Consider the following 22093-nt stretch of genomic DNA (forward strand, 5'->3'; position numbering starts at 1 on the left):
ATTTAGTGTTCTTAATTATTTGCGGCTATGATGTAATTTTGTAATCGACCTAAACCGGTAACTTCCATTACGATTTGATCGCCGATCTGTAACCATTGTTCTTTATGAGATGGATCATGCAGCTTCGCAGTCCCATTAAGCTCCAGAAAACAACCAGTACCAACAGTACCTGAGCCGATGACATCTCCTGGAAATACTTCAACACCATAGGATACACGTTCTATGATTTCAGCAAACGTCCAGTTCATATCGCGCAGGTTTCCTTTGGATACTAATTTTCCATTAACTGAGCAGGTCATTTCAAGATCATAACAGACGCCAATATGGCCCACGGGCGGATCAACACGATATTTTTCCAATTCATCTGCTGTGACAAGACAGGGGCCTATCACCGTAGCAAAATCTTTTCCTTTAGCAGGCCCCAGGTTAAGTTTCATTTCTTCCATCTGTAATGCTCGGGCACTGATATCATTCATGATCATGAAGCCACCAATATAAGAGTCCGCTTCTGATGCAGTTATATTTTTACCCTGTTTATCAATAACAATAGCAACTTCCAATTCAAAATCCAGTTTGTCTACATGTTTGGGCATGCAGGAAACAGCGCCTGGACCGTAGATAGCACGGTGGTTTGAAAAATAGAAGACAGGAAATTGATCAAATTCAGGAATCATCGCTAAACCACGGTTTCTACGGGAGGTTGCTACATGCTGACGAAATGCATAAGCATCGCGTAAAGAACCTGGACGGGGTATGGGAGCTTCTAAAATTGTGTTAGCAAGTGTATGGTGTGTTTCTTCATTTTTTGAACTAAAAAGCTTTTGATAGGCATCCTTCATGGCAGCTTTGATACTTAAAGCTGCATGGAGATATTTATCCATAGAATCTGGAAATTTAGAATCAACCTTCCTACAAGGATATATAGATATACCAATTAAAAAAGCCAGGTGTTCACTATCTTCCAGAATACAGGTAACAAGTTTCATAATGTCATGAATATAGTATTGAAATCGGTTTTCTCTTTTATTTATATATACGTTTCCAACGTTAAAAGAGAATTTTTGTACACCGTTTTTGATGTAATTTGGTTAAATATAGGAAGTTCGGGGTTAACTTTCTTTGTTTTTTATGAATTATTAAAAATTAAAATATTATATTTGATATAAACAAAAATCCAATTATGAACACCAGCAGACTCACATATGTAAGAGTCATTTTCGGAATGAGTGCTTTCTTGAAGGCCTTGATCGCTGCTGTGGTGTTTGCCCAGTATTAAATTTTTCCTCTTTTCTTATTTATCTGTGCTTGTGTCATTCGTTTGATCCATGCTTCACTATATATATCATTTCACTTTTTAAAACTTATTTACTTATGCCAATTTATCATCAATTGGGGAAAGTTCCTTCTAAAAGGCATACCGTATTTCGGAAACCTAATGGTGCTTTGTATTCCGAAGAACTGGTTTCTACACACGGATTCTCAAGCACATATTCGTTGGTTTATCACTGTCATCCGCCAACATTAGTTAAACGGATTGGAGAACCCTATGATGTGTCTCCTAAAATAGCACGGCGAAAGCATTTGAAACACACGAGTCTAAAAGGATTTGCTATAAAGTCGAAAGACGATTATCTGGAAAGTCGGGTACCGGTTCTGGTCAATGATGATTTGCATATATCCTTAGCGGCTCCTAAACAATCTATGACAGATTATTTTTATAAAAATAGTCAAGCAGATGAAATTATTTTTATTCATCAGGGATCAGGTGTCGTTAAAACAGGTTATGGTCAGATTCCATTTTCATATGGTGACTATATTGTTATTCCTCGCGGTGTGATTTATCAGATTCATTTTGATAAATCTGAGAATCGATTATTTATTATCGAATCCTTTTCGCCGATCCGTACGCCAAAGCGCTATCGAAATGAATTTGGTCAATTGATGGAACATGCGCCATTTTATGAACGCGATATTAGAAAACCGTCACAATTAGAGACTAATGATTCATTAGGTGACTTTGAAGTAAAAATTAAAAAACAGGGATTAATATATCCGTATGTGTACGGTAGTCATCCTTTTGATTTCATTGGATGGGATGGTTATCACTATCCTTGGGCGTTTTCAATCCATGATTTTATGCCTATTACGGGGAAATTGCATCAACCGCCACCGGTACATCAGACCTTTGAAACCGACAGTTTTGTTGTCTGCAGTTTCTGTCCACGTCTATATGATTATCATCCGGATTCGATTCCAGCTCCTTATAGCCACAGCAATGTGGACTCCGACGAGGTTCTATATTATGTAGATGGCGATTTTATGAGCCGTAAAAGTGTAGAGCGTGGTCAAATTACGCTACATCCTGGAGGAATTCCCCACGGTCCGCATCCTGGAACAGTGGAGAAAAGTATCGGTCAGAAACAGACCGATGAATTAGCGGTTATGATCGACCCTTTTAGACCATTAATGCTGACAGAAGAAGCTTTGGAAATTGAAGATCAAGAATATTTTAAATCCTGGTTGAGTTAATAATAAATTATAAAAGAAATCTAAAATGAAACAGACTTTTGCTGAAAAAATAGCTTTGGCGCAAGATTTTTTGCCCATTAACGGTACTGACTATATTGAATTTTATGTGGGCAATGCGAAGCAGGCCGCACATTTTTACAAGACGGCTTTTGGATTTCAGTCCGAAGCATATGCTGGACCAGAAACGGGGGTACGGGACCGTGCATCCTATGTTTTAAGACAAGGTAAGATTCGTCTGGTGTTGACTACCGCATTACGGTCAGACCACCTCATTTCAGAACATGTTAAAAAGCATGGTGATGGCCTTAAGATTCTTGCCCTCTGGGTAGATGATGCTACAAAAGCTTTTGAAGAAACAACTAAGCGAGGTGCTCAAGTGTATCAGGAGCCACAGGTATTATCTGATGAATATGGAGAGGCAGTTACCTCGGGTATCTACACTTACGGTGAAACGGTTCATCTATTTGTAGAACGTAAAAATTATAACGGTGTATTTTTACCAGGTTATCAAGCATGGGAAAGTGATTATCAGCCAGAAGAAGTAGGCTTGCTATATATTGACCATTGTGTGGGGAATGTTGGTTGGAACAAGATGAATGAAACGGTCGAATGGTATCAGCAGGTTATGGGCTTCGTTAATGTACTTTCTTTTGATGATAAGCAGATCAATACCGAATATTCTGCATTGATGAGCAAAGTGATGAGTAATGGAAATGGATATGTGAAATTTCCGATCAATGAGCCTGCAGAGGGACAAAAGAAATCACAGATTGAAGAGTATTTGGAGTTTTATGAAGGTGAAGGTGTACAGCATGCTGCATTAGCGACGAAAGATATTGTCAAAACAGTAAAAGAGCTGAAAGCGCGAGGTGTTGAATTCTTAGGAGCACCACCAGAAGCGTATTATGATATGTTACCCGATCGTGTCGGTCAAATTGATGAAGAAATAAAAATTATTCAAGACCTCGGAATACTTGTTGATCGTGATGATGAAGGTTATCTCTTACAGATTTTTACTAAGCCAGTAGAAGATCGACCAACTTTGTTTTTTGAAATCATACAACGTAAAGGTGCTCAGAGTTTTGGTGCTGGAAATTTTAAAGCTTTGTTTGAAGCAATAGAACGTGAACAGGCAAAGCGAGGAAATTTATAATCATAGATTAGCGAGAATATGGAAAACATGAAAGATCTGCTGCAGGCGTTTGAGCGTAAAAGACCTGAGATTGTATTTGAATGGAAAGATACGGAAACAGAGGCTGAAGGCTGGGTCGTTATCAATTCTTTGCGTGGAGGTGCCGCAGGAGGAGGGACACGCATGAGAAAGGGGTTAGATAAAAATGAAGTTGAATCATTGGCTAAAACCATGGAGGTTAAATTTACAGTTTCTGGACCTCCAATCGGTGGGGCTAAATCTGGAATTAACTTTGATCCTTCAGATCCACGAAAAAAAGGAGTACTTGATAGATGGTTTAAGGTGGTCACTCCGTTACTTAAAAATTACTATGGTACAGGCGGTGATCTGAATGTCGATGAAATTCATGATGTTATTCCTTTGACAGAACAGTATGGTCTTTGGCACCCGCAAGAGGGGGTATTGAATGGATATTTTAATGTGCGTGAAAATGAACGAATTCATCAGATAGGGCAGTTGCGGTATGGTGTTTCTAAAGTTTTGGAAGACCCGCAGTACAGTCCGGATATGAAGCGCAAATACAAAATTGCTGACATGATTACTGGTTATGGTGTGGCAGAAGCTGTTAAACACTTTTACAGATGTTACGATACCGATTGTATTGGTAAAAGTGCAATTATACAGGGATGGGGGAATGTAGCCGCGGCGGCTGCATTTTATTTAAGCAAATTAGGGGTTAAGATTGTAGGCATTATTGACCGTGCAGGAGGTTTAATAAATCCGTTGGGCTTTACAGAAGACGAGATCACTGCACTATTTTTAAATCGTAAAGGAAATGAACTAGCAAGCCCAGATTTGTTATCTTTTGAAGAAGTCAATAGCCAGATCTGGCGTATGGGTGCATCTATTTTTATTCCGGCAGCTGCTTCTCGTTTGGTTTCAAAAGAACAGGTAAGCGAATTAGTCACACACGGATTGGAGTTGATTGCTTCTGGAGCGAATGTTCCCTTTTCAGATCGGGAAATATTTTATGGACCGGTCATGGAATATGCTGATTCACAAGTCTCTGTCATTCCAGATTTTATAGCAAATTGTGGTATGGCTCGGGTGTTTGCCTATCTAATGCAACCTAATGTAGAAATTTCTGATGATGCGTTATTTTCGGATGTATCTCGAGTTATCGGGCAGGCAATAGATCGAATTAGAGCAATATCAGAATCGAAAATACATCTGTCTTCAAAAGCATATGAAATTGCACTTAAACAATTGGTGTAATCGAGATGTCAACATACAATGGAAAAAGCATTTGCTGAACGGCAAATGCTTTTTTCTGTAATTGATTTTTGATATCGTTTATTGTCTACCGTCTTTTTGTATATTTTCATTCGAATTATTTATACTAAACTCATTCTCTTTTAGTTCTTCTTCTTTCAGTTCATCCAAAATTTTTTTCAATTGTTTAACATAGGGACTATAAATATACTTCGTCCAAGCTAGAATGGATAAAATAAAAGTGAAACTGACAACCAATGTAAGAATGATGAATGATATAGTTTCGCTGTGAGATTCGGTAGTAAAACTGTCACCTCTTTCTAATTTAATTGTATTTACATATAATGCAATAGCCACAAGTGCTACGGGTAGTAAAAGAAAGCCAAAGGCATGGTATCGCTCAATATTAATTTTAAGCTCATAGTATATTTCCAATAGACTATCCTTTGTATCGGCTGTATAATCGTTGATTTTGTTGTAAAATAAACGGAAAAGGTTGAGATAATAGACTGATATAACAACTAGCAAAGCATAAGATGTGTAATAAATAATATACAACGATGGATGGATATGCATGACTTGTGGAAAGAATAGTAAAAATAGGATAGCTATAAACTGCATATACCATTCATTTTTCATTTTCCGTTTTAGTTTATCTAAAGGATGCTTAGCCTGCCCGAGCTGTTTTATTTTTGCTGGAATACGCACGTCATTTGTGCTTTCGGAATTCCATGCCGTTTTTAATTCATCAAGATTCATAATTTGTTTTTTTTATGATTTGTTGTAATTTTTCTTTCGTTCTATTCAATTTTACACGTACATTTCCTTCAGTTAAACCGAGCTGTATGCCTGTCTCTCGATGCGATAGTCCTTCCATAAAGTAAAAGATCAAAGCTTTTTCCACTGCATTTAGTTCCTGTACCGCCTGGTAAAAAATCTCTAGCTGTCTATCTTTTTCAGGATTGTAATCTTCATTTTCAGGCTCTTTTATATTGTCGTAAGTATAGACATCACTTCTTCGTTTTTCTTTTTTAAAATAGGAAATGGCTGTGTTAATGGCAACCCGGTACATCCAGGACGAAAAGGCACTCTCTCCTTTAAAGTTCTGATAGGATCTCCACAATTGTATGATGATTTCCTGTTGCAAATCTTCCCGATCTTCTGAACTGTCCATGTACAATCGAGCGACCTTATGCAAGATGCCTTTGTGAACCTCTACTAGGTTTAAAAATGTTTTTTCGATTAAAGAGTCTGCCTGCATATTATGCTTTTGCAAATGTTTTAATTAGTAATGCTTCATTTCTTTTCATAAACCTATTGCTTAAGGATATGTTCCTTTCTGTTTGTTAGTAAGTACAGGGTCCTGTTATTTCGTTACACTTTTTTTTGCTAAATTAAATCAATTCTTCTGGGCTGTTCTAAAAATAGGATTTTATCCGGATGAATTTACAAGTGCACATAGCCTAACTGAATTACGATTGCCATAAATTTCCTACGTCATGTATTTGTCCTGTTTTATGAATGGATTAATGCTATTGGTAATCCATTAGGTATTTGATTGTTCCGGAAGTTAGCTCAAAACTTTTTATATTGCCCTACACATACTGTGTACTTTTAAGTTCACTTCGGTTTTGGAAATCATTTATGCATGGCTTATTTATATACTATAACAATAAAACTATGATATTGATTTTTAATATTTCGTTTAGTAATTTGTTAATTACCCTAAGTTAAAATTATGTTAATCTTTTAATTTATTAGATTAAATGATGTTTAATTAGGGATTAGGGAAGTATTTGAGATTATTCTGAACCTGAGCATATAGGTTTAAAAATGAAAATGCCTCAGGTTGGGAGCCTTAGGCATTTTCTAACCAATTATTAATCTAAATTATGAATAAAAGTTATTTCAAATGTTGTGCCAAAAGATAAACTAGTTATTATTAATTGTGTTACATTAACAATATTACATGATTTGCAGTAATTTTAGTTACTTTCTTTAATTACTTTCTCTAATTGATAAGAGTTTTCGCCTAGTTTTGTAACTTTGATGGATATTCCCGCTTCAAGTTCCAACTCTTGTGCAGCAGCAGTTCCCAGACTGAGCACATGTGAACGATCCCTTCTATATGAAAAGGAACACTCATATTCATTATCAATAAGAATTCGGATTTTTTTTGTCTTATTTGGGAACAATTGTTTTAGATCCTTCGTTATCCTAATCTGATTTTTAGTAACATCTTCTGCAGTGATCTGATTTCCTTTCGAGGGAAGGATTGCCGTTTCTAAATTTATTGTTGTATTTTTTACTATTGAAGGTGTTCCATCAGTTGTTTGAGTAGCTTCTGATGCATTATTGTCTGCATTACCTTGATTAGTTACAGTAATTTCAGCTTTTTCAGTTTGAGCTTGCCCTTTCCCTTGTTTCTGATTATTGGTCGCACTTTTGGATTTCGCAGAACTTGATTTTGTATTTTCTTGTTTTTGATTTCCGGAGATATTTTCTGCTTGATCAGGGGGATTCTGCGTATTCACAGTCTTTCCTTGATGACTAGATACACTTTCTGTTTTGGTGGAATTCGGTGTATTTACCACCTTATTTTGCCCCGGATTGTTTTGCTTTCCTTGATTATGTCCTTTATGTCCTGTTTGCGCGGAACTGGAGTGAGACTGTGTCGTTTTTAATTGATTAGGAGTAGGATGCTCCGCTTTCGGGACGGCAGGAGTAGCCGGTGTGACTTTATTGATGATATTTCTAATGTAGTAATTCTTTATTCTTGATTTTTCAGTATTCCGTTCTTCAATCTCAAAATCTTCTTTATAAGCCTTGAAAAGGTGCGATATTTTTTCATATCCATAATTACGGGCATCAAAATCAGGTTTTCTTTTATTAAATAAACTACCAATTTCCCCTAAAAATGCCCATCCGCTTTCATCAGCCGTATCATCTACAGTGTCTTTTAATAGTTCGAGAGTCTCTTCATCCAATGCTGATATTTTATTCCGTTCAATTGGTGATGGTGTCGGACTGGTATTATTGTTTTTCTTTTTTACCGCCTTTTTTGAAACTTCTTTCTCAAGAATTTCCACATAGATAAACTTATCACATGAAGATATGAACGGTTTTGGTGTTTTTCTTTCTCCTATGCCAATGACAAGTTTTCCTGATTCACGTAGCCTAGTTGCTAAACGTGTGAAATCACTGTCACTTGAAACAATGCAAAATCCATCTACCCGATCCGAGTGTAGGATATCCATGGCATCTATGATTAAAGCCGAATCGGTCGAGTTTTTGCCCTGTGTATAACTGTATTGCTGAATAGGTGTTATAGCATGTGTCAAAAGACTGTCTTTCCAGTTTTCAACATAAGGACTAGTCCAGTCTCCATAAATACGCTTGATAGTAGGGATCCCATATCGCTTTACTTCATTCAATATCTCTTCTATCTTTTTATAGGAGATATTATCAGCATCAATTAAGATCGCTATTTTTTTTTCTGTTTCTTCTGGCATCCCTTATTTCTTTAATATGCACGATCTATTATTTTGCAATAAAATTCTAATCATTTATTTCTCTAATGTAATCTGAACGAAGTATAGTTGATAAAAAAAGCAGCGTAATACACTTCGTGGAAAAGTATTTAACGTTATTTTAATAGCTCTTCTCTTGTAAATATAATGGTTTCATTTAATATTTTTCTTAATCCATGTTCCGCTTTTTTCAATTATTGAAGCTATTTCATTGTTAGAGATTAAAACTGTTTATTTATGAAGGTATTATTGACCAGACTTGATCCTGTATAAAGCACTGAATGCCCGGCATCGTCTTTCTGTCAAAAACTTATTATTTTTGTTAAAATTTCAATCTTATGTTGATTATCGATTCACCTTCTAATAATGCTTATTTTAATATAGCATCGGAAGAATACTTATTATATAAATACCCAAAAGAAGCTATTTTTCTTCTGTATATTAATGCACCTTCAATTATCATAGGCAAATTTCAAAATACATTAGCTGAAATTAACTTGGATTATGTTCAAGCTCAAGGAATAAAGGTCGTTCGAAGGATGTCAGGTGGAGGAGCGGTTTATCATGATCTTGGGAATCTGAATTTTTCTTTTCACATCTTGTTGGGCGAAAATGATTTTATGGATTTCTCGACATTTACTCAGCCCGTCGTATCGTTGTTAAATAGTATGAACATACCTGCAAAATTGGAGGGGAGAAATGATCTGTTGATTGAAGGTAAGAAATTTAGTGGAAATGCCAAACTTGTAAAAAATGGAAAAATGATCCAACATGGTACGTTATTGATTAGTTCGCAGATGGAGGTACTGGGTGATGCGCTAAAAGTTAATCCTTTGAAGTTTATAGATAAAGCTGTCAAGTCCAATCGTGCACGTGTAATTAATCTGAATGAGTACTTACCACAAGATATGACAGTCTCAGCTTTCAAGCAATTATTGATTGAGGAGATGAGGAAGAATAATCCTGAAGCTAAGATTTATAAACTAACGGATGAAGATATTCTGGGGATCGAAAAATTGGTAGCAGAAAAGTACAGTACCTGGGAATGGAATTTTGGCTTTTCTCCAAATTACAATTTTAAGAAAGCAATAAAGATACCTGCTGGATTTATTGAAATACATTTAGATGTCCATAAAGGGTATATTGAAAAGGCGAAGATATTTGGAGATTTTTTTGCATCAAAACCAATTGAGGAGCTGGAGAATATATTGATCGGACAAAAACATGAGGCTGTCCACCTTGCACAATTACTGGAAAAGCATGATGTAACGGCTTACTTCGGTAAAGTCAATATTGCAGAATTAATGGAATTGTTCAAATAACTGTGGGTTATTTCAGTAGTACTCTTCGCTCGTTATTGAATTTTTAAGCCAATTTGAAGAGTGTTCATAATTTTTAAGTCTTACTTTACCCTTTTTCTTATTTGAAGTCAGCAAGAAGATCTCGCATCTTTGATAATTATGCTTCATTTTAACAAGTCCCTGACAAATGGACTTGCCGTCTTTAATCTTTATGGTTATGTTTGTCGTTTTGGGCATTGAAATTTGAAAACGGAAGTTTCAAATTTCAATGCCCATTGATTTAATATTAAAAAACGTCATGATTGCCGAAATAGAAGACAAAGAAATTAAACAGATTTATCAAACATCAATCATTCAGCAAACGGCCTATTGGTCTGAAGTAAAAAGATTACAGGGTGTAACTTCAAAAGCATTTAATTTTAAAACTAAAATAGCAGATCTTTATGTCGATTCCGAAGACAGTGCCTATTTTATAGGAGATCTATTGATTTTGATTCAGGCTATCGATCAAGAGCACAGTATTGCCTACGTTCCCTACGGACCAGAGATCGAACCATCGGTTGAAAATCAAGGCTATTTCTTGGAGCAATTGTCCGAGAGTTTAAGATCTTGTTTGCCTAAAAACTGCATTATGATTCGTTATGATTTATCTTGGGAATCACATTGGGCAAAAGACGATGATTGTTATGATATTAATGGCAACTGGTTAGGAGTTCCGGATAAAAAAATTCAGGAAATCCGTTTTAATTTTAATACCAATAATTGGAACTTAAGAAAAGCCAATACCGATATCTTACCTTCAAATACCATTTTTATGGATTTGAGAAAAGATGAAGATAGCTTATTAGGTGCAATGAAGGCCAAAACGCGTTATAATGTCCATTTAGCAAAGCGAAAAGGAGTCAACATTCGCTCTCTTGGTATGGATAGTTTAGCGATTTGGTATGACCTGTATAAACAGACTGCAGTGCGGAATAATTTCTTTTTACATGATGTCAGCTATTTTAGAATTGTACTTTCTGCTCGTGCTAATGATACCCTTTCACCGGCAGATGTTCATTTATTAGTTGCTGAGGTCGAGGGCAAACCCTTAGCAGCCATGTTTTTAGTCGTGTCAGCAAATAGGGGAACATATCTTTACGGAGCATCAGCCACAGAAAATAGAAATTATATGGCAACCTATGCATTGCAATGGCGTGCTATGCAAATCGCAAAAGAAAAAGGCTGTACTGAATATGATTTTTTTGGAGTTGCTCCGCAGGCAGATGAGTCACATCCGATGTATGGATTGTACCGATTTAAAACGGGTTTTGGTGGTGAAATCTTTCATCGTATGGGCTGTTGGGATTATCCACTGGATAATGAGAAATATAAATATTATACTTCTATGGAATTCAAGAACCAGAGTTACCACTTGAGTTAAATTAAAAAGGGTTGATCATCGCTATGATCAACCCTTTTCGATATTGAAATATGTTCCTATTTCTTGGATGAGTAAATTTTACACGGTTTCTTTTACTGCATCTACATTCCAACCTGATAGGATACCTCCATAAAAATAAAAAGTGACGTGGAATTTTTTATTACTGATTTTATCAGACACCAAATAACGTTCTGTAACATCATAGGAAGCTACTTTTTTGAAACTTGATAATTTTACCGCAGGAAGGCTGGTTGCAGTTTCTGAACCAGATACCATCTTTTGGATTTTAGCTGTGATCAAATTCATAATACCTTCTTTTTTGAAAGGATCTTTTTCAACCTTATTCGTCCCTACAAGAGGCATTATTCCATTGTTAGCTGCTTTTTTTGCTTTTGCCTGTGCAGTATAATTTTTAAATTTCTCTTTAATTTTAGGATCACGTATGCTGTTTACCGTAAAAATTGCGATTCCCTGTGCGCCATGATTTAAAGCTTCGTCCATCTCTGTAAACATAGCATCGCTATTACTAGCCATTAGTCCACAGTATAAACTGGTCATTTTATTTTTATCTCTTGCATTTTCAATTGTACAGTCTCTGACGAAACTTGCATCTTCCGTGTAGAAATTACTGTATACCATTGGGAATACCATATCCAGATTCCACTTTCCCCAATCTTGTCTTACCATTCGGGATGCCATTTTAGGAGTTGGAAATGGCGATGCTGCCATAATTTTTCCACTAGCATGTACAACGTCTGCGATCATATTAGCCACATCTGTAATCTGATCACAACGGAATTGTCTCCATTTAAGATCACTGGAAGGATCTTTCTGTGCTCTAGGATCATAGCCATATTGATCCTTAAATTTTTGGATTGCGACGGGATGATAACCATAATCCCAGGCCGCATATTCGCGATCTTGAACAATATTATATTTTGGCCAAAGTGTAGTTGGGAGTACAACATCTACATAGCGGTGATAATCGATCGATATACCATCTAAGCCCTCTACAGCACAGTATGATTCAATTTTCTTTTTAATATAGTCTTTGACTTCAGGTAAGACTGGAGATAAAAATTTATAATAACCGACGTATGCTGTTGTATCTGCTAGGCTTTTTCCGTTACGGTTTACACTGAACCATTCCGGATGTTCCTTTAATATCTTCTCGCGATCATGCTCCAGGTTCATGGTCCATAACCAAGCCACCACTTTAATACCATACTTATGTGCTATCGGGATAGCAACTCTGTAATCGTCGGGTGATGGTGCATTGAGCATCACTCCGTCAATACCTAGATATTGCATTTCACGGCATAAGGAATCAAAATTGCTTGTAGGTCTGTAATCCAACCAAGTCCAGAACATAGGCTGACCATCCTTTTCGGCCGCTTTTGTTTCAGAAGCGGTAAATAGAAATAGCCCAAAGAAAAAAAGAATGTAAAAACGCATGCGTGACAAATGAAGGTGATTCATAATTTATAGCTTTATTGAAACACGGTTTTGGTTATGTTTCGATTTATACTGTTTAAGCTGCAATATAAATATTTTTCATCAAAATGGACTAAATGGTTATAGCCTTTGGTTCGTTTTAATCATTAATTAGACAAAATGATTTTTATTGTTTGATCCAGCAAAAATTAAGGATAGCGTTAAATTTCTAAAAAACAACGTTACATGGTGTACTAAAAAACGCCTGAAGCGGGGAACTCCAGGCGTTTTAACTAACCAATTATTAACCTAAATTATGAATACATACTAAACGCATTTAGTATGCCGATTAATATAATTGAACATGAATTTTAACAGATTTTAACTATTTTCCTCACAATTTGATCATTTGTGTGGTATATTTAAGCAATAAGGTCAGTTGAGAGAACTCTTAATATGATGATGAGGAACATATCAGTTCTCTGTACGCAATGATAAAGTGGCATTATCATTGAAGAAAAGTAAAAAATGAAAAGTATACGAATTATTACGATGCCTTTAGGTTTTACCATTTTAGAAATTTCCAATAGTACAAGAGAAATTTTTAACAGCCATATGCCTGCTGTATTTTATAATGTAAATAGCATCAGCATACTCTAATTTTATTATTACGCAATTTCAAGCTGTTCTACATGAGAGAAAAAGTAAATGCCAGTCAAGAGATAAAACAACTTTTTGAAAGATTCGAGGCTCAACTTAGTGATCCAGCCTACATCGAGCTGGATTTCTTGGCTGCATTAATAGATATCTTTAGACCAAAGCGACGATCGTTATATTACCAGGTCGATATTGCGCCATTATTGATTTATTTAGAAGCTTCACCTGATGTCAGGTTCAGTTTTTCTTCTTATGTGCGTCGAGTTATTGATCATAAAGATTTTGATCAATTAATTTCAGATACCGGAATTATCAGTTATGCCGATTTTAGGTATGAGATCAAAAAGAGAATAACGGAGAAATATCTTCCTTCACAACCTCCCAAATCAACATTGCAATATGTGTTAAATCAGCTTTTCTATCATTCGCAAGATGCAGATTGGGTTGCCGTCATTCCCAATGATCAGTTGCAACGACTCTATCAGATATGTGATTTTAATTCATTATACGAGAGTGATGTAAACTTCGAAATCAAGGAGATTCTCTATGGTCTTGAAGTATTGGTTCAACGTATTACAGGTAGGGCAATGGAAACAGATGTCAACAAGATGGTTCCTGAATTTCAAAATTTTGATAGTCCATTTATTGCCATCATGCGTGAGTTTAGCGAACTTAACGATCGTTTTTTAGCGGGTAACTTGCATTTTATGACCTCGGATGATCTTGCTTATAAACAAATCCTGGTTTTGCATAAGCAATGTGAAAATTATATTGATACCGCCTTTGCAAACTCTCATCGTTTTGGCATCTCAATTAAGGTCAATCAATCTTTATTAAGGATCCGGCAACAATTGGAAAGAATTAAAGCCATCATTTCTTTTTTGGTTATTGATAAAGAGCAGGAAAAGGTTGATAAAAGTATTGCTTTTGCTCAGACGTTGATTGGTTACAACTGCCGTAAGAGTAATGTACGGAAGTTAGTTGGACAGAGCACACAGTTGTTAGCCTATGAAATTACGCACCATACTGCACAGACGGGAGAGCATTATATTACCTCAAGCAAGAAGGAATACTGGAATATGTTTCGGTCTGCATGTGGCGGAGGCATCATTGTAGGCGTTATGTGTATTCTGAAATTGTTTTTAGGAAAAGTAGAAACAAGTGAGTTTGGACATGCTTTACTTTATAGTCTGAACTATGCGATCGGATTTACAGCTATTTATCTCTTTGGCGCAACATTGGCGACAAAACAACCCGCTATGACTGCGTCTGCTTTAGTTGCTGCCATTGAGAATGGTGCATCAGGACAAGATGAGACCAGACATAGATACTGGAATTTTGCGGTATTTTTTGCAAGATTGTTCCGTTCACAATTCATTGCATTTGTAGGCAATGTGATAATGGCTTTTCCCGTAAGTCTTGTTTTAATATGGAGTATACAGGAACTTTTCCATTATAATGCGGCAGCAGGGAAATGGATGACCTTGGTCAATGATCTTAATCCGACCGAAACTCCTATGATCTTGCATGCTTGTATAGCAGGTGTTTTTTTGTTTTTGTCAGGAATTATTGCCGGTAGTATCTCTAACCGTGATAAACACAATTCAGTGTATTATCGAATCGAGGAACAACCGGTGTTAAAGAAAGTATTTGGGAAGGAGAAAACGGCAAAAGTTGCTCGTTTTTACGAAAAGAAATGGGCGGGGATCGTTTCGAATATCTGGTTCGGGGTTTTTATGGGAACAACAGCTTCAGTCGGTATGTTTTTAGGTCTTAATTTAGATATTAGGCATATTACATTTGCGAGCGGAAATTTAGCTTTAGGCTTATTTGGGAATAACATGTCGCTGACTACAGATATGTGGATCTGGGGCATTTTAGGTATAGGGCTTATCGGTTTTTTTAATTTTGCTGTTAGTTTTTCGTTATCATTGACGCTCGCATTTCGATCCCGTAATTTGTCCTTTGGAGAATTGATTAAAATGGCAAAAGCAGTCTGGATTTATTTTAAAATTAGTCCGAGGTCATTTTTCTTTCCACCTCAAGATAAATCGTAATATAGGTCTGCACATGTTAGCTATTTTAACTGGCCTTTTCTGATGGTGACACATAAAAGTTGATACCCTTCATCTGTTCTTAAGAATTCAAGATGATCCTGAACCAAATCCTTTTTGTTCTTATGGGTAATAATGATAGACATGGTCGGATATAGCCAATCCTTTGATTCACCACAATTATTATAATATTTATGAAATTCTGGAGCATCGAACATAAAGGGATTTAAGCCATCTGCCGAAATGAAATAATCCGTTTCTGAGCTTGTAATTTCCATCAGTTTAGTTTTAATAAGATCAAAATTGCGTTCTATAAACATGGTCTTATCCGATTTTTTCCAAGCATCAATCGCCTCCCAGGTAACTTGAGGATAAGTTGCTATTAATAGTTTTGACTTTGTTAAATCAACCAGTAAGTCTGTCTTTAGCCAATTTTCAAATTCTTTTTGAAAATTAATAAAGGAATAATGTAAACCGTCAGTTCCGAGAAAAGAAATTCGAGCGGGATCATCCAAAAGCTCTTTTGTTTTTTGGAGAGAGAAAAAATTTAGGGTTGGTTGGTATTGAAAATTTGCAATTAAAACATGATTACTGGTATCTAAAAGTACCTCTTGACCACCTACCCAAGTTATTAAGCTGTCTATTCCGACTCGTTTTTTTGTAGCTCCTTTTAAAGCAACCAGGAGACCCTTATGAACGCGGGTCAAGCCACTATACATCGCAGGAATGGCTATATCGCCATTCCGGTTAAAAAGACCTGTTAAATAGGTTTGCGGATCTCTAAATCGGATAAATCCCTCACTTTCACAATCGGCGCCATTGTCAATGATATGCAAACTATCGTGGCCAATTTTACGTCCTGATTTTGTTAGATAGAATGAATTCCATTGACCATTATTTTTTTCAGTAGCAGCTAAGATGTCATCAAAACGATTTGCTCTTGTGACACCTTCAAATTTTGGTTTGATTTTCACATGGCCAAGTCCATCTTTAAAACCAATAAGAGTACTGTCTTGATTATAAAATGCATACCATGGGTCACCTTGTTGGGCAAACAGATTACAGTATGTAAATACTAAAAACAAGGACAGTGTGAAATATCTCATAGGACTAAAAATAAAAATCTAATAAAAAGGTTCTGATGTAAATTCTGATCCGCTCAGTTTATTGCAAAGCTTGTTCGAGGTCTGCAATTAAATCTTCGATGGACTCCAGACCAACACTGATGCGAATAAGACCATCCGTGATACCGGTTTTCAGTCTGATTTCCCGAGGTATACCGGCGTGCGACATTGATGCCGGATGCGAGACTAAAGTATCTACAGTGCCGATTGAAACAGCTCGTGTACATATCTGTAGCTTATTGACAAAATCAATTGATTTTTCATATCCACCTTTTAGCTCAATACTCATGACAGATCCCGCATGTCGCATCTGCTTTTTGCTAATTTCAAAATCTGGGTGGCTCGGTAGACCGTTATAATGTACGCTAGTAATTTCCGGATGATTATTTAGAAAATAAGCTACATCTATGGCATTTCGGCAATGCTGTTCCATTCTTAATGGTAACGTTTTTATACCCTGTAAAACTAAAAAAGCATCAAATGGATTACTGTTTACACCCAATAATTTATGAGTCTGGTGCACGTAAGTCTGCATGGCATTTAGATCACGGCCAATCAGGACACCACCGATTGCACTACCGTGTCCATTTAAAAACTTTGTAGTGGAATGAAAAATAAAATCCACCTCATATTTAAACGGCTGTTGTAAATAAGGCGTTGCAAAAGTATTATCTACAGAAACCAGCTTATGATATTTTTTGGAAATCTGAACAACACGTTCAATATTGATGCATTGCATCGTTGGATTAGCGGGGGACTCAAAATGAACAAGCTTAATTTCGGGATTTGCTTTCAAAAGTGCTTCCAGTTCAGTGACATCTGTCATATCCGAAAAATAGGTTTTGATCCCAAATTTAGGGAGCATTTTCGTGATAAATTCATGAGTGCCACCATAAAGAGAAGGCGTAGCCAATAGTGCATCTCCGGCATTTAAGCAAGAGATAAATAAGGTTGACATCGCCGCCTGTCCACTTGAGGTTAACAGTGCCCTGGCACGCATTGGCGTTCCGTCTTCATTTAAGATCTTCCAGGTTTCAAGATCGGCTATAGCTTGAGCTGTGGCATCAGTAGTTGGATTTCCAAACCGGGAGTAAATATAACCAGAATCTTCACCGGAGAATCTTCGCATACCCTGTTCGGCACTGTCAAAAGTAAAAGTGGAACTGGCATATATGGGTGCTAAATGAGAATGGTGACCATGATTATGCAATTGATGTATGGCAAGTGTTCCAAAATCGATGCTTTTGTTATTCATTGGGTGTAGGTTTTAGGTGTATGATGAGTTTATTATTAAAATTACTTTCGGAAATTGTAGCAAAATATCAGATATTCCTGCAATACGAGCGCATGCGTGTGCTCTTTATCCTTAGCAGCATAAAGTAAGGTTATGATGGGATGCTCTTCCCATTTATCCAGATAAGAAATTAACTGTTCATTGTTTAGGAGTTCGTTTTTGTACTGGATTTTAAAGGTGTCCCATCGTTCCGGAACATGAGCATAGGCGAGCCGGGTTGCGGTAGAAGGTGCAATCTCAGTAGCCCATTCGTCAATATGAGCTTTTTCCTTAGTAAAACCTCTTGGCCATAGTCTATCCACCAAAACTCGATAACCGTCATGACTATCGGTTTCTTCATAGATACGTTTAATACTTATATCTGGTCGCATAGTTTAAATTTAGTGATAAATCCTGATAGCAAATCTATTTATGCATAATTAATATAAGTACAAACTGCTTATTTATTTCACTGGTAAATGGATCGATATCGAAATAAGTAGATCAATTATTAACAGATTTTAATCTACACAGAAACTTCTGAAACGTGTTAAACAGTAATTTGTATACTTATTTCAGTAATGGTGGTAAGTCACAATACATGATACTCACGATATTTGCTTTAGACCGAAGATCATTAAGCGATCGTGAGGGAAATTGTCTTGAATAAAGTTTAAAATGATATAAAGATTATGTAAGTGAGCAGAAGTAGAAAATGAAATGTAATTAGTTGTTTTTACTTTGGTCAATTTATGTTTAGTTTAGTTAGCTCCGAAACCCCATTTCGGAGCTTTTTTATTTCATTCTTTTAAAGAAAACGTAATTTGGTCTATAGAAGATGCAGATGGCTTCTTACAGATAGTTCACAATACCAGTCAGTAGCAATCTAAAATAAGGACAATTGAATGCCTGGTTTATTTGGATCAGGTTTCTGGGCTTTCCCCATTACGGTTCGACCATCATATTTCCAGGAATCGCGACGCTCCTGCTCAATGATTTCCTGAATATCAAACTGTGGGGTGAAATTCGATTCAGCCTGTAGAACAATTTGATGCAGTTTATTAATCGTACGTAATTTATCAGACTGTCCCAATTTTGATTTTTCTATTCCTTTTCTTAAAACAGCTATACTATCATCATATATAGTTATTGGTACAGGAAAAGGGTGGCCATCTTTACCACCGTGCGCAAAGGAAAAACGGGCCGGATCTTGAAATCGTGATGGACCACCGTGTATAACCTCACTGACCAAAGCTAGGGACTGCATGGTGCGGGGGCCTACACCTTTTAATAGCAACAGTTCTTCAAAATTGTCTGTCTGTAGTTCACGGGTTACGTATAATAAGGCACCCAGCCTTTTAAGATCAACATCAGAAGCTTGGATATCATGTCTTTGAGGCATGACTAGATGAGCAAACTCCTGTATAATCTTGGCAGGGTCTGTTTTTGCAATGGTAAGAATTCCTTGTCTGTTGGATATAGCGCCCGCAGCGGTCAGGTTTAATATCCGGCCCTGTGATATTCCGTTAATGCCCGTGTGAGGTTCATCAAGGAAAGATTTTAAATTTTCAGAATGCCAGTGATATCTTCTAGCTGTACCATCGTAATCATGCATACCCTGTTGCACCACCGTCCAGTTACCTTGATCGGACAAAATGAAATTATGTAAATACAGCTGATAACCATCTTGAATGGCAGTATTATCTACTTTTGCAGTTAATTTGCTAGCACGTACTAATTCATCTCCTGCTAGTCCGGTATGGTCGGCAACACGTAATAGTTCCATTGGAGTATCTTTGGATAATTTGCCTTTTCCTCCACATATATAGAGCCCTAAAGATGTGGATTGTGGATTGATAGCCCTTTTCAGAGCCCCCATAACTGATGTCGTGATACCAGAAGAATGCCAGTCCATACCGAGTACCGCACCAAAACTTTGAAACCAAAATGGATCGGACAAACGGCGTAAAACTTCATCTTTACCATAATCCGCCAGAATTGCCTCTACAATAGAAAGTCCTAATGCCGACATACGTTCATAAAGCCAAGCAGGCACTTTTCCATAGTGAAGAGGTAAATCGGCTGTCCCGGAACGTTTCATGTTGTTTTTGCTAATATTATTAGTGTAAATGTACAGGGATTTATTCTAGAAAACAAATGTCCGGATCAGCCTTCATTAAACCTAAGATTACAAAGTTTTTCGATCGTATTTTTGATCTTATAACTATTGTATCAAAAATAATTATTTTGTGAAAATTTAAATAATAACTTTATTTTCAACACTCTTATAACATAGTAACTCTTTGGATTGATTTTTGATTTTACTATCGTGGAGGCTTATTTAAACGTACCGCACACAAACAGTTTATTTAATACCCAAAATAAAAAACAGTCAAAAAGTAGAAGAACTAAATTATGATTTTAATAGTTGATGATAAACCAGAGAATATCTATTCCTTGCAACAACTGTTAGAGTCTAGAGGGTTTAGTGTAGATACCGCTTTTTCAGGAGACGAAGCATTGAGAAAGACGTTTAAGAATCGATATGCACTTATCATTCTAGATGTAAAGATGCCCGATATGGATGGATTTGAAGTGGCTGATCACTTGGCAAAGTATAGCAAAACCAAAGATATTCCGATTATATTTTTATCAGCAGCTAATCGCGACAAGAGATTTATAGAACAGGGCTATAAATCTGGCGGTATTGACTATGTGACCAAACCAGTTGATATGGATATATTACTGCTCAAAGTAAAAAATTTTTATCGACTATATGAACAGACTTTGGTTCTTAATGCCGTGCAAGAAGATTTAAAGGCCGAAATTGAACGCCGAAAAAAAGCCCAGTATTCGTTAGTCGCCAAAGCCAATCATTTACGTTTGATATTAGAAGCTCTTCCACAGATAGCATTTACTGTAACACCGGATGGGAGGATTGATTTTGTTAATCGTAACTGGTTTACTTTTTCTAGGACGCAAAATGATTTTCCAGAATGTCATCCAAACGATCCAGCTATTCTGGTAACTTTAAGATCACACATTCAAAAAGGAACTGCTCTGGAAATGGAGGTTCGAATAAAACCTCTAGATGCACAACTTTACCGTTATCATCTTTTAAGAATTGTACCTATTGAAGAGGATCAATTCATTACCCATTGGGTTGGTACTTTTACAGATATTGATGATCAAAAACAGCTTTCACAAAAGAAAGATGAATTTTTGAGTATTGCGTCACATGAGTTAAAAACACCACTTACCAGCATGCGTGGTTATGTGCAACTTCTGAATCGTTCTTTAAAAGACGAGCCACATTCAAAAGCATATAAATATATGAACCGGGTTGAAGGACAATTAAATAAACTAAGTACTTTGGTTGCAGACCTGCTCGATATTTCAAAAATTGATAATGGTAAATTATACGTCGATCACCAATTTTTTGATTTAGATGCTGTGATTGATACAGTGGTCGATACGATGCATCAGACTCAGGAAAAGAGAATATTAAATATTGAACGCACAGGTGAAAAGTTGGAAATCCCGATTTTTGGAGACGAGATGCGTATAGAACAAGTTTTGATCAATTTTATGAGCAATGCAATTAAGTATGGCCCAGATTCTGACCATATTATAATTCATACGGAAAAGGATGATAAGGAAGTGAAAGTCAGTGTGCAAGATTTTGGTATTGGTGTTCCGCCCCAAAATCAAGCGCCAATATTTGATAAATTTTATAGGGTAGAGGAGACTTCCGTACGCTTTCAGGGATTGGGATTGGGTTTGTATATCTGTGCAGAAATTATCCGTCAACATGAGGGACAATATGGTATGACGAGTAAAGCAGGTGAAGGTACCACATTTTATTTTACACTTCCTTTAAGAGTAGTACACTAAAATTACCAGAGTTTCCAAAAATGTGAAAAACCTCATTATCACCCTTGATGAAAATGAACATACTACAAAAATTTAGCACGAACAGTTTAAAGATAGAGCCATGGATAATAGAAAGAAGATTTTAATATTTGAAGATGATGTTTCCATTTTAGAAATTGTGACCATTATTTTAGAAGATGCGGGATATCATATTGCCATATCTGAGACCTCTCACGATATTATAGAGAAGGTTGCTGAACTGACACCCGATTTGATTTTGATGGACAATTGGATTCCGGATATTGGAGGGAAAGAGGCAACAAAATTATTGAAACAACATCCTTTATTTCAACATATACCCGTTATTTACGTTACGGCAAATAGTGATATTGCCTCTCTTGCAGCAGATGCAGGTGCAGATGATTATCTTGCTAAACCATTTGATTTAGAAGATCTTGAAAATATAGTTGCTAAATATCTGGAGTAGCATT

General features: G+C 36.4%; 18 protein-coding genes. 9 read left to right on the forward strand and 9 right to left on the reverse strand.

Annotated elements, in window-relative coordinates; translation table 11 throughout:
- Positions 1-11: 11 nt before the first annotated feature.
- Positions 12-986: a fumarylacetoacetate hydrolase family protein gene (locus ACFS6I_RS12655; RefSeq protein ID WP_380921055.1), complete on the reverse strand. Its 975-nt coding sequence runs from the start codon at positions 984-986 to the stop codon at positions 12-14.
- A 385-nt stretch (positions 987-1371) separates the two neighbouring features.
- On the opposite strand from ACFS6I_RS12655, the gene ACFS6I_RS12660 reads away from it, so the two are divergent.
- Genes ACFS6I_RS12660 through ACFS6I_RS12670 form a run of 3 tightly spaced genes read left to right on the forward strand, consistent with a single transcriptional unit; the run spans position 1372 to position 4936 of the window.
- A complete protein-coding gene (locus tag ACFS6I_RS12660; protein ID WP_380921057.1) occupies positions 1372-2529 on the forward strand; it encodes a homogentisate 1,2-dioxygenase in 1158 nt (385 codons plus the stop codon).
- A 25-nt stretch (positions 2530-2554) separates the two neighbouring features.
- Complete coding sequence (hppD, locus tag ACFS6I_RS12665; protein WP_380921059.1) at positions 2555-3682, forward strand: 4-hydroxyphenylpyruvate dioxygenase; 1128 nt, start codon at positions 2555-2557, stop codon at positions 3680-3682.
- 18 nt (positions 3683-3700) lie between these two features.
- A complete protein-coding gene (locus ACFS6I_RS12670) occupies positions 3701-4936 on the forward strand; it encodes a Glu/Leu/Phe/Val dehydrogenase dimerization domain-containing protein (protein ID WP_380921061.1) in 1236 nt (411 codons plus the stop codon).
- Positions 4937-5014: 78 nt separating this feature from the next.
- Here the strand turns inward: ACFS6I_RS12670 and ACFS6I_RS12675 are convergent, their stop codons facing one another.
- From ACFS6I_RS12675 to ACFS6I_RS12685, 3 genes are all read right to left on the reverse strand, one after another.
- A complete protein-coding gene (locus tag ACFS6I_RS12675; RefSeq protein WP_380921063.1) occupies positions 5015-5692 on the reverse strand; it encodes a hypothetical protein in 678 nt (225 codons plus the stop codon).
- The gene (locus tag ACFS6I_RS12680) at positions 5682-6209 is read right to left on the reverse strand and encodes an RNA polymerase sigma factor (protein ID WP_232789196.1); all 528 of its coding nucleotides are present in this window, start codon (positions 6207-6209) and stop codon (positions 5682-5684) included. Before ACFS6I_RS12680 ends, ACFS6I_RS12675 begins: the two co-directional genes overlap by 11 nt.
- Positions 6210-6918: 709 nt before the next feature.
- Positions 6919-8445, reverse strand: a complete 1527-nt coding sequence (locus ACFS6I_RS12685; protein ID WP_380921065.1) for an NYN domain-containing protein — start codon at positions 8443-8445, stop codon at positions 6919-6921.
- Positions 8446-8801: 356 nt separating this feature from the next.
- Here ACFS6I_RS12685 and ACFS6I_RS12690 point away from each other — a divergent pair, with 356 nt between their 5' ends.
- Both ACFS6I_RS12690 and ACFS6I_RS12695 read left to right on the forward strand, forming a co-directional pair.
- Positions 8802-9785 (forward strand): lipoate--protein ligase, encoded by a 984-nt coding sequence (locus tag ACFS6I_RS12690; RefSeq protein WP_380921067.1) that lies wholly within the window; start codon positions 8802-8804, stop codon positions 9783-9785.
- Positions 9786-10062: 277 nt separating this feature from the next.
- Positions 10063-11187: a lipid II:glycine glycyltransferase FemX gene (locus ACFS6I_RS12695; RefSeq protein ID WP_380921069.1), complete on the forward strand. Its 1125-nt coding sequence runs from the start codon at positions 10063-10065 to the stop codon at positions 11185-11187.
- A gap of 78 nt (positions 11188-11265) precedes the next feature.
- On the opposite strand, the gene ACFS6I_RS12700 is transcribed toward ACFS6I_RS12695, so the two are convergent.
- Positions 11266-12666 carry a family 10 glycosylhydrolase gene (locus ACFS6I_RS12700; protein ID WP_380921071.1) on the reverse strand — a complete coding sequence of 467 codons (1401 nt, stop codon included), beginning with the start codon at positions 12664-12666 and terminating at the stop codon, positions 11266-11268.
- Positions 12667-13149: 483 nt separating this feature from the next.
- Between ACFS6I_RS12700 and ACFS6I_RS12705 the strand changes: the two genes are divergently transcribed.
- Positions 13150-13281 carry a hypothetical protein gene (locus ACFS6I_RS12705; RefSeq protein ID WP_259194763.1) on the forward strand — a complete coding sequence of 44 codons (132 nt, stop codon included), beginning with the start codon at positions 13150-13152 and terminating at the stop codon, positions 13279-13281.
- A gap of 32 nt (positions 13282-13313) precedes the next feature.
- Complete coding sequence (locus ACFS6I_RS12710; protein ID WP_380921073.1) at positions 13314-15335, forward strand: hypothetical protein; 2022 nt, start codon at positions 13314-13316, stop codon at positions 15333-15335.
- 20 nt (positions 15336-15355) lie between these two features.
- On the opposite strand, the gene ACFS6I_RS12715 is transcribed toward ACFS6I_RS12710, so the two are convergent.
- The 4 genes from ACFS6I_RS12715 to ACFS6I_RS12730 all read right to left on the reverse strand — a co-directional run bounded on the left by ACFS6I_RS12715 (position 15356) and on the right by ACFS6I_RS12730 (position 19830).
- On the reverse strand, positions 15356-16438 hold the full coding sequence (locus ACFS6I_RS12715) for a hypothetical protein (protein ID WP_380921075.1): 1083 nt from the start codon (positions 16436-16438) through the stop codon (positions 15356-15358).
- A gap of 58 nt (positions 16439-16496) precedes the next feature.
- Positions 16497-17711: a trans-sulfuration enzyme family protein gene (locus ACFS6I_RS12720; protein ID WP_380921077.1), complete on the reverse strand. Its 1215-nt coding sequence runs from the start codon at positions 17709-17711 to the stop codon at positions 16497-16499.
- 41 nt (positions 17712-17752) lie between these two features.
- Positions 17753-18121 (reverse strand): DUF488 domain-containing protein, encoded by a 369-nt coding sequence (locus ACFS6I_RS12725; protein WP_380921079.1) that lies wholly within the window; start codon positions 18119-18121, stop codon positions 17753-17755.
- Positions 18122-18615: 494 nt separating this feature from the next.
- Positions 18616-19830: a DUF763 domain-containing protein gene (locus ACFS6I_RS12730; RefSeq protein WP_380921081.1), complete on the reverse strand. Its 1215-nt coding sequence runs from the start codon at positions 19828-19830 to the stop codon at positions 18616-18618.
- 314 nt (positions 19831-20144) lie between these two features.
- Between ACFS6I_RS12730 and ACFS6I_RS12735 the strand changes: the two genes are divergently transcribed.
- Positions 20145-21623, forward strand: a complete 1479-nt coding sequence (locus ACFS6I_RS12735; RefSeq protein ID WP_380921083.1) for an ATP-binding response regulator — start codon at positions 20145-20147, stop codon at positions 21621-21623.
- Positions 21624-21723: 100 nt separating this feature from the next.
- Positions 21724-22089, forward strand: coding sequence for a response regulator (locus ACFS6I_RS12740; protein ID WP_021188089.1), 366 nt, complete (start codon positions 21724-21726; stop codon positions 22087-22089).
- Positions 22090-22093: the final 4 nt, after the last annotated feature.

This window comes from Sphingobacterium anhuiense (assembly GCF_042686355.1).
GTDB lineage: Bacteria > Bacteroidota > Bacteroidia > Sphingobacteriales > Sphingobacteriaceae > Sphingobacterium > Sphingobacterium anhuiense.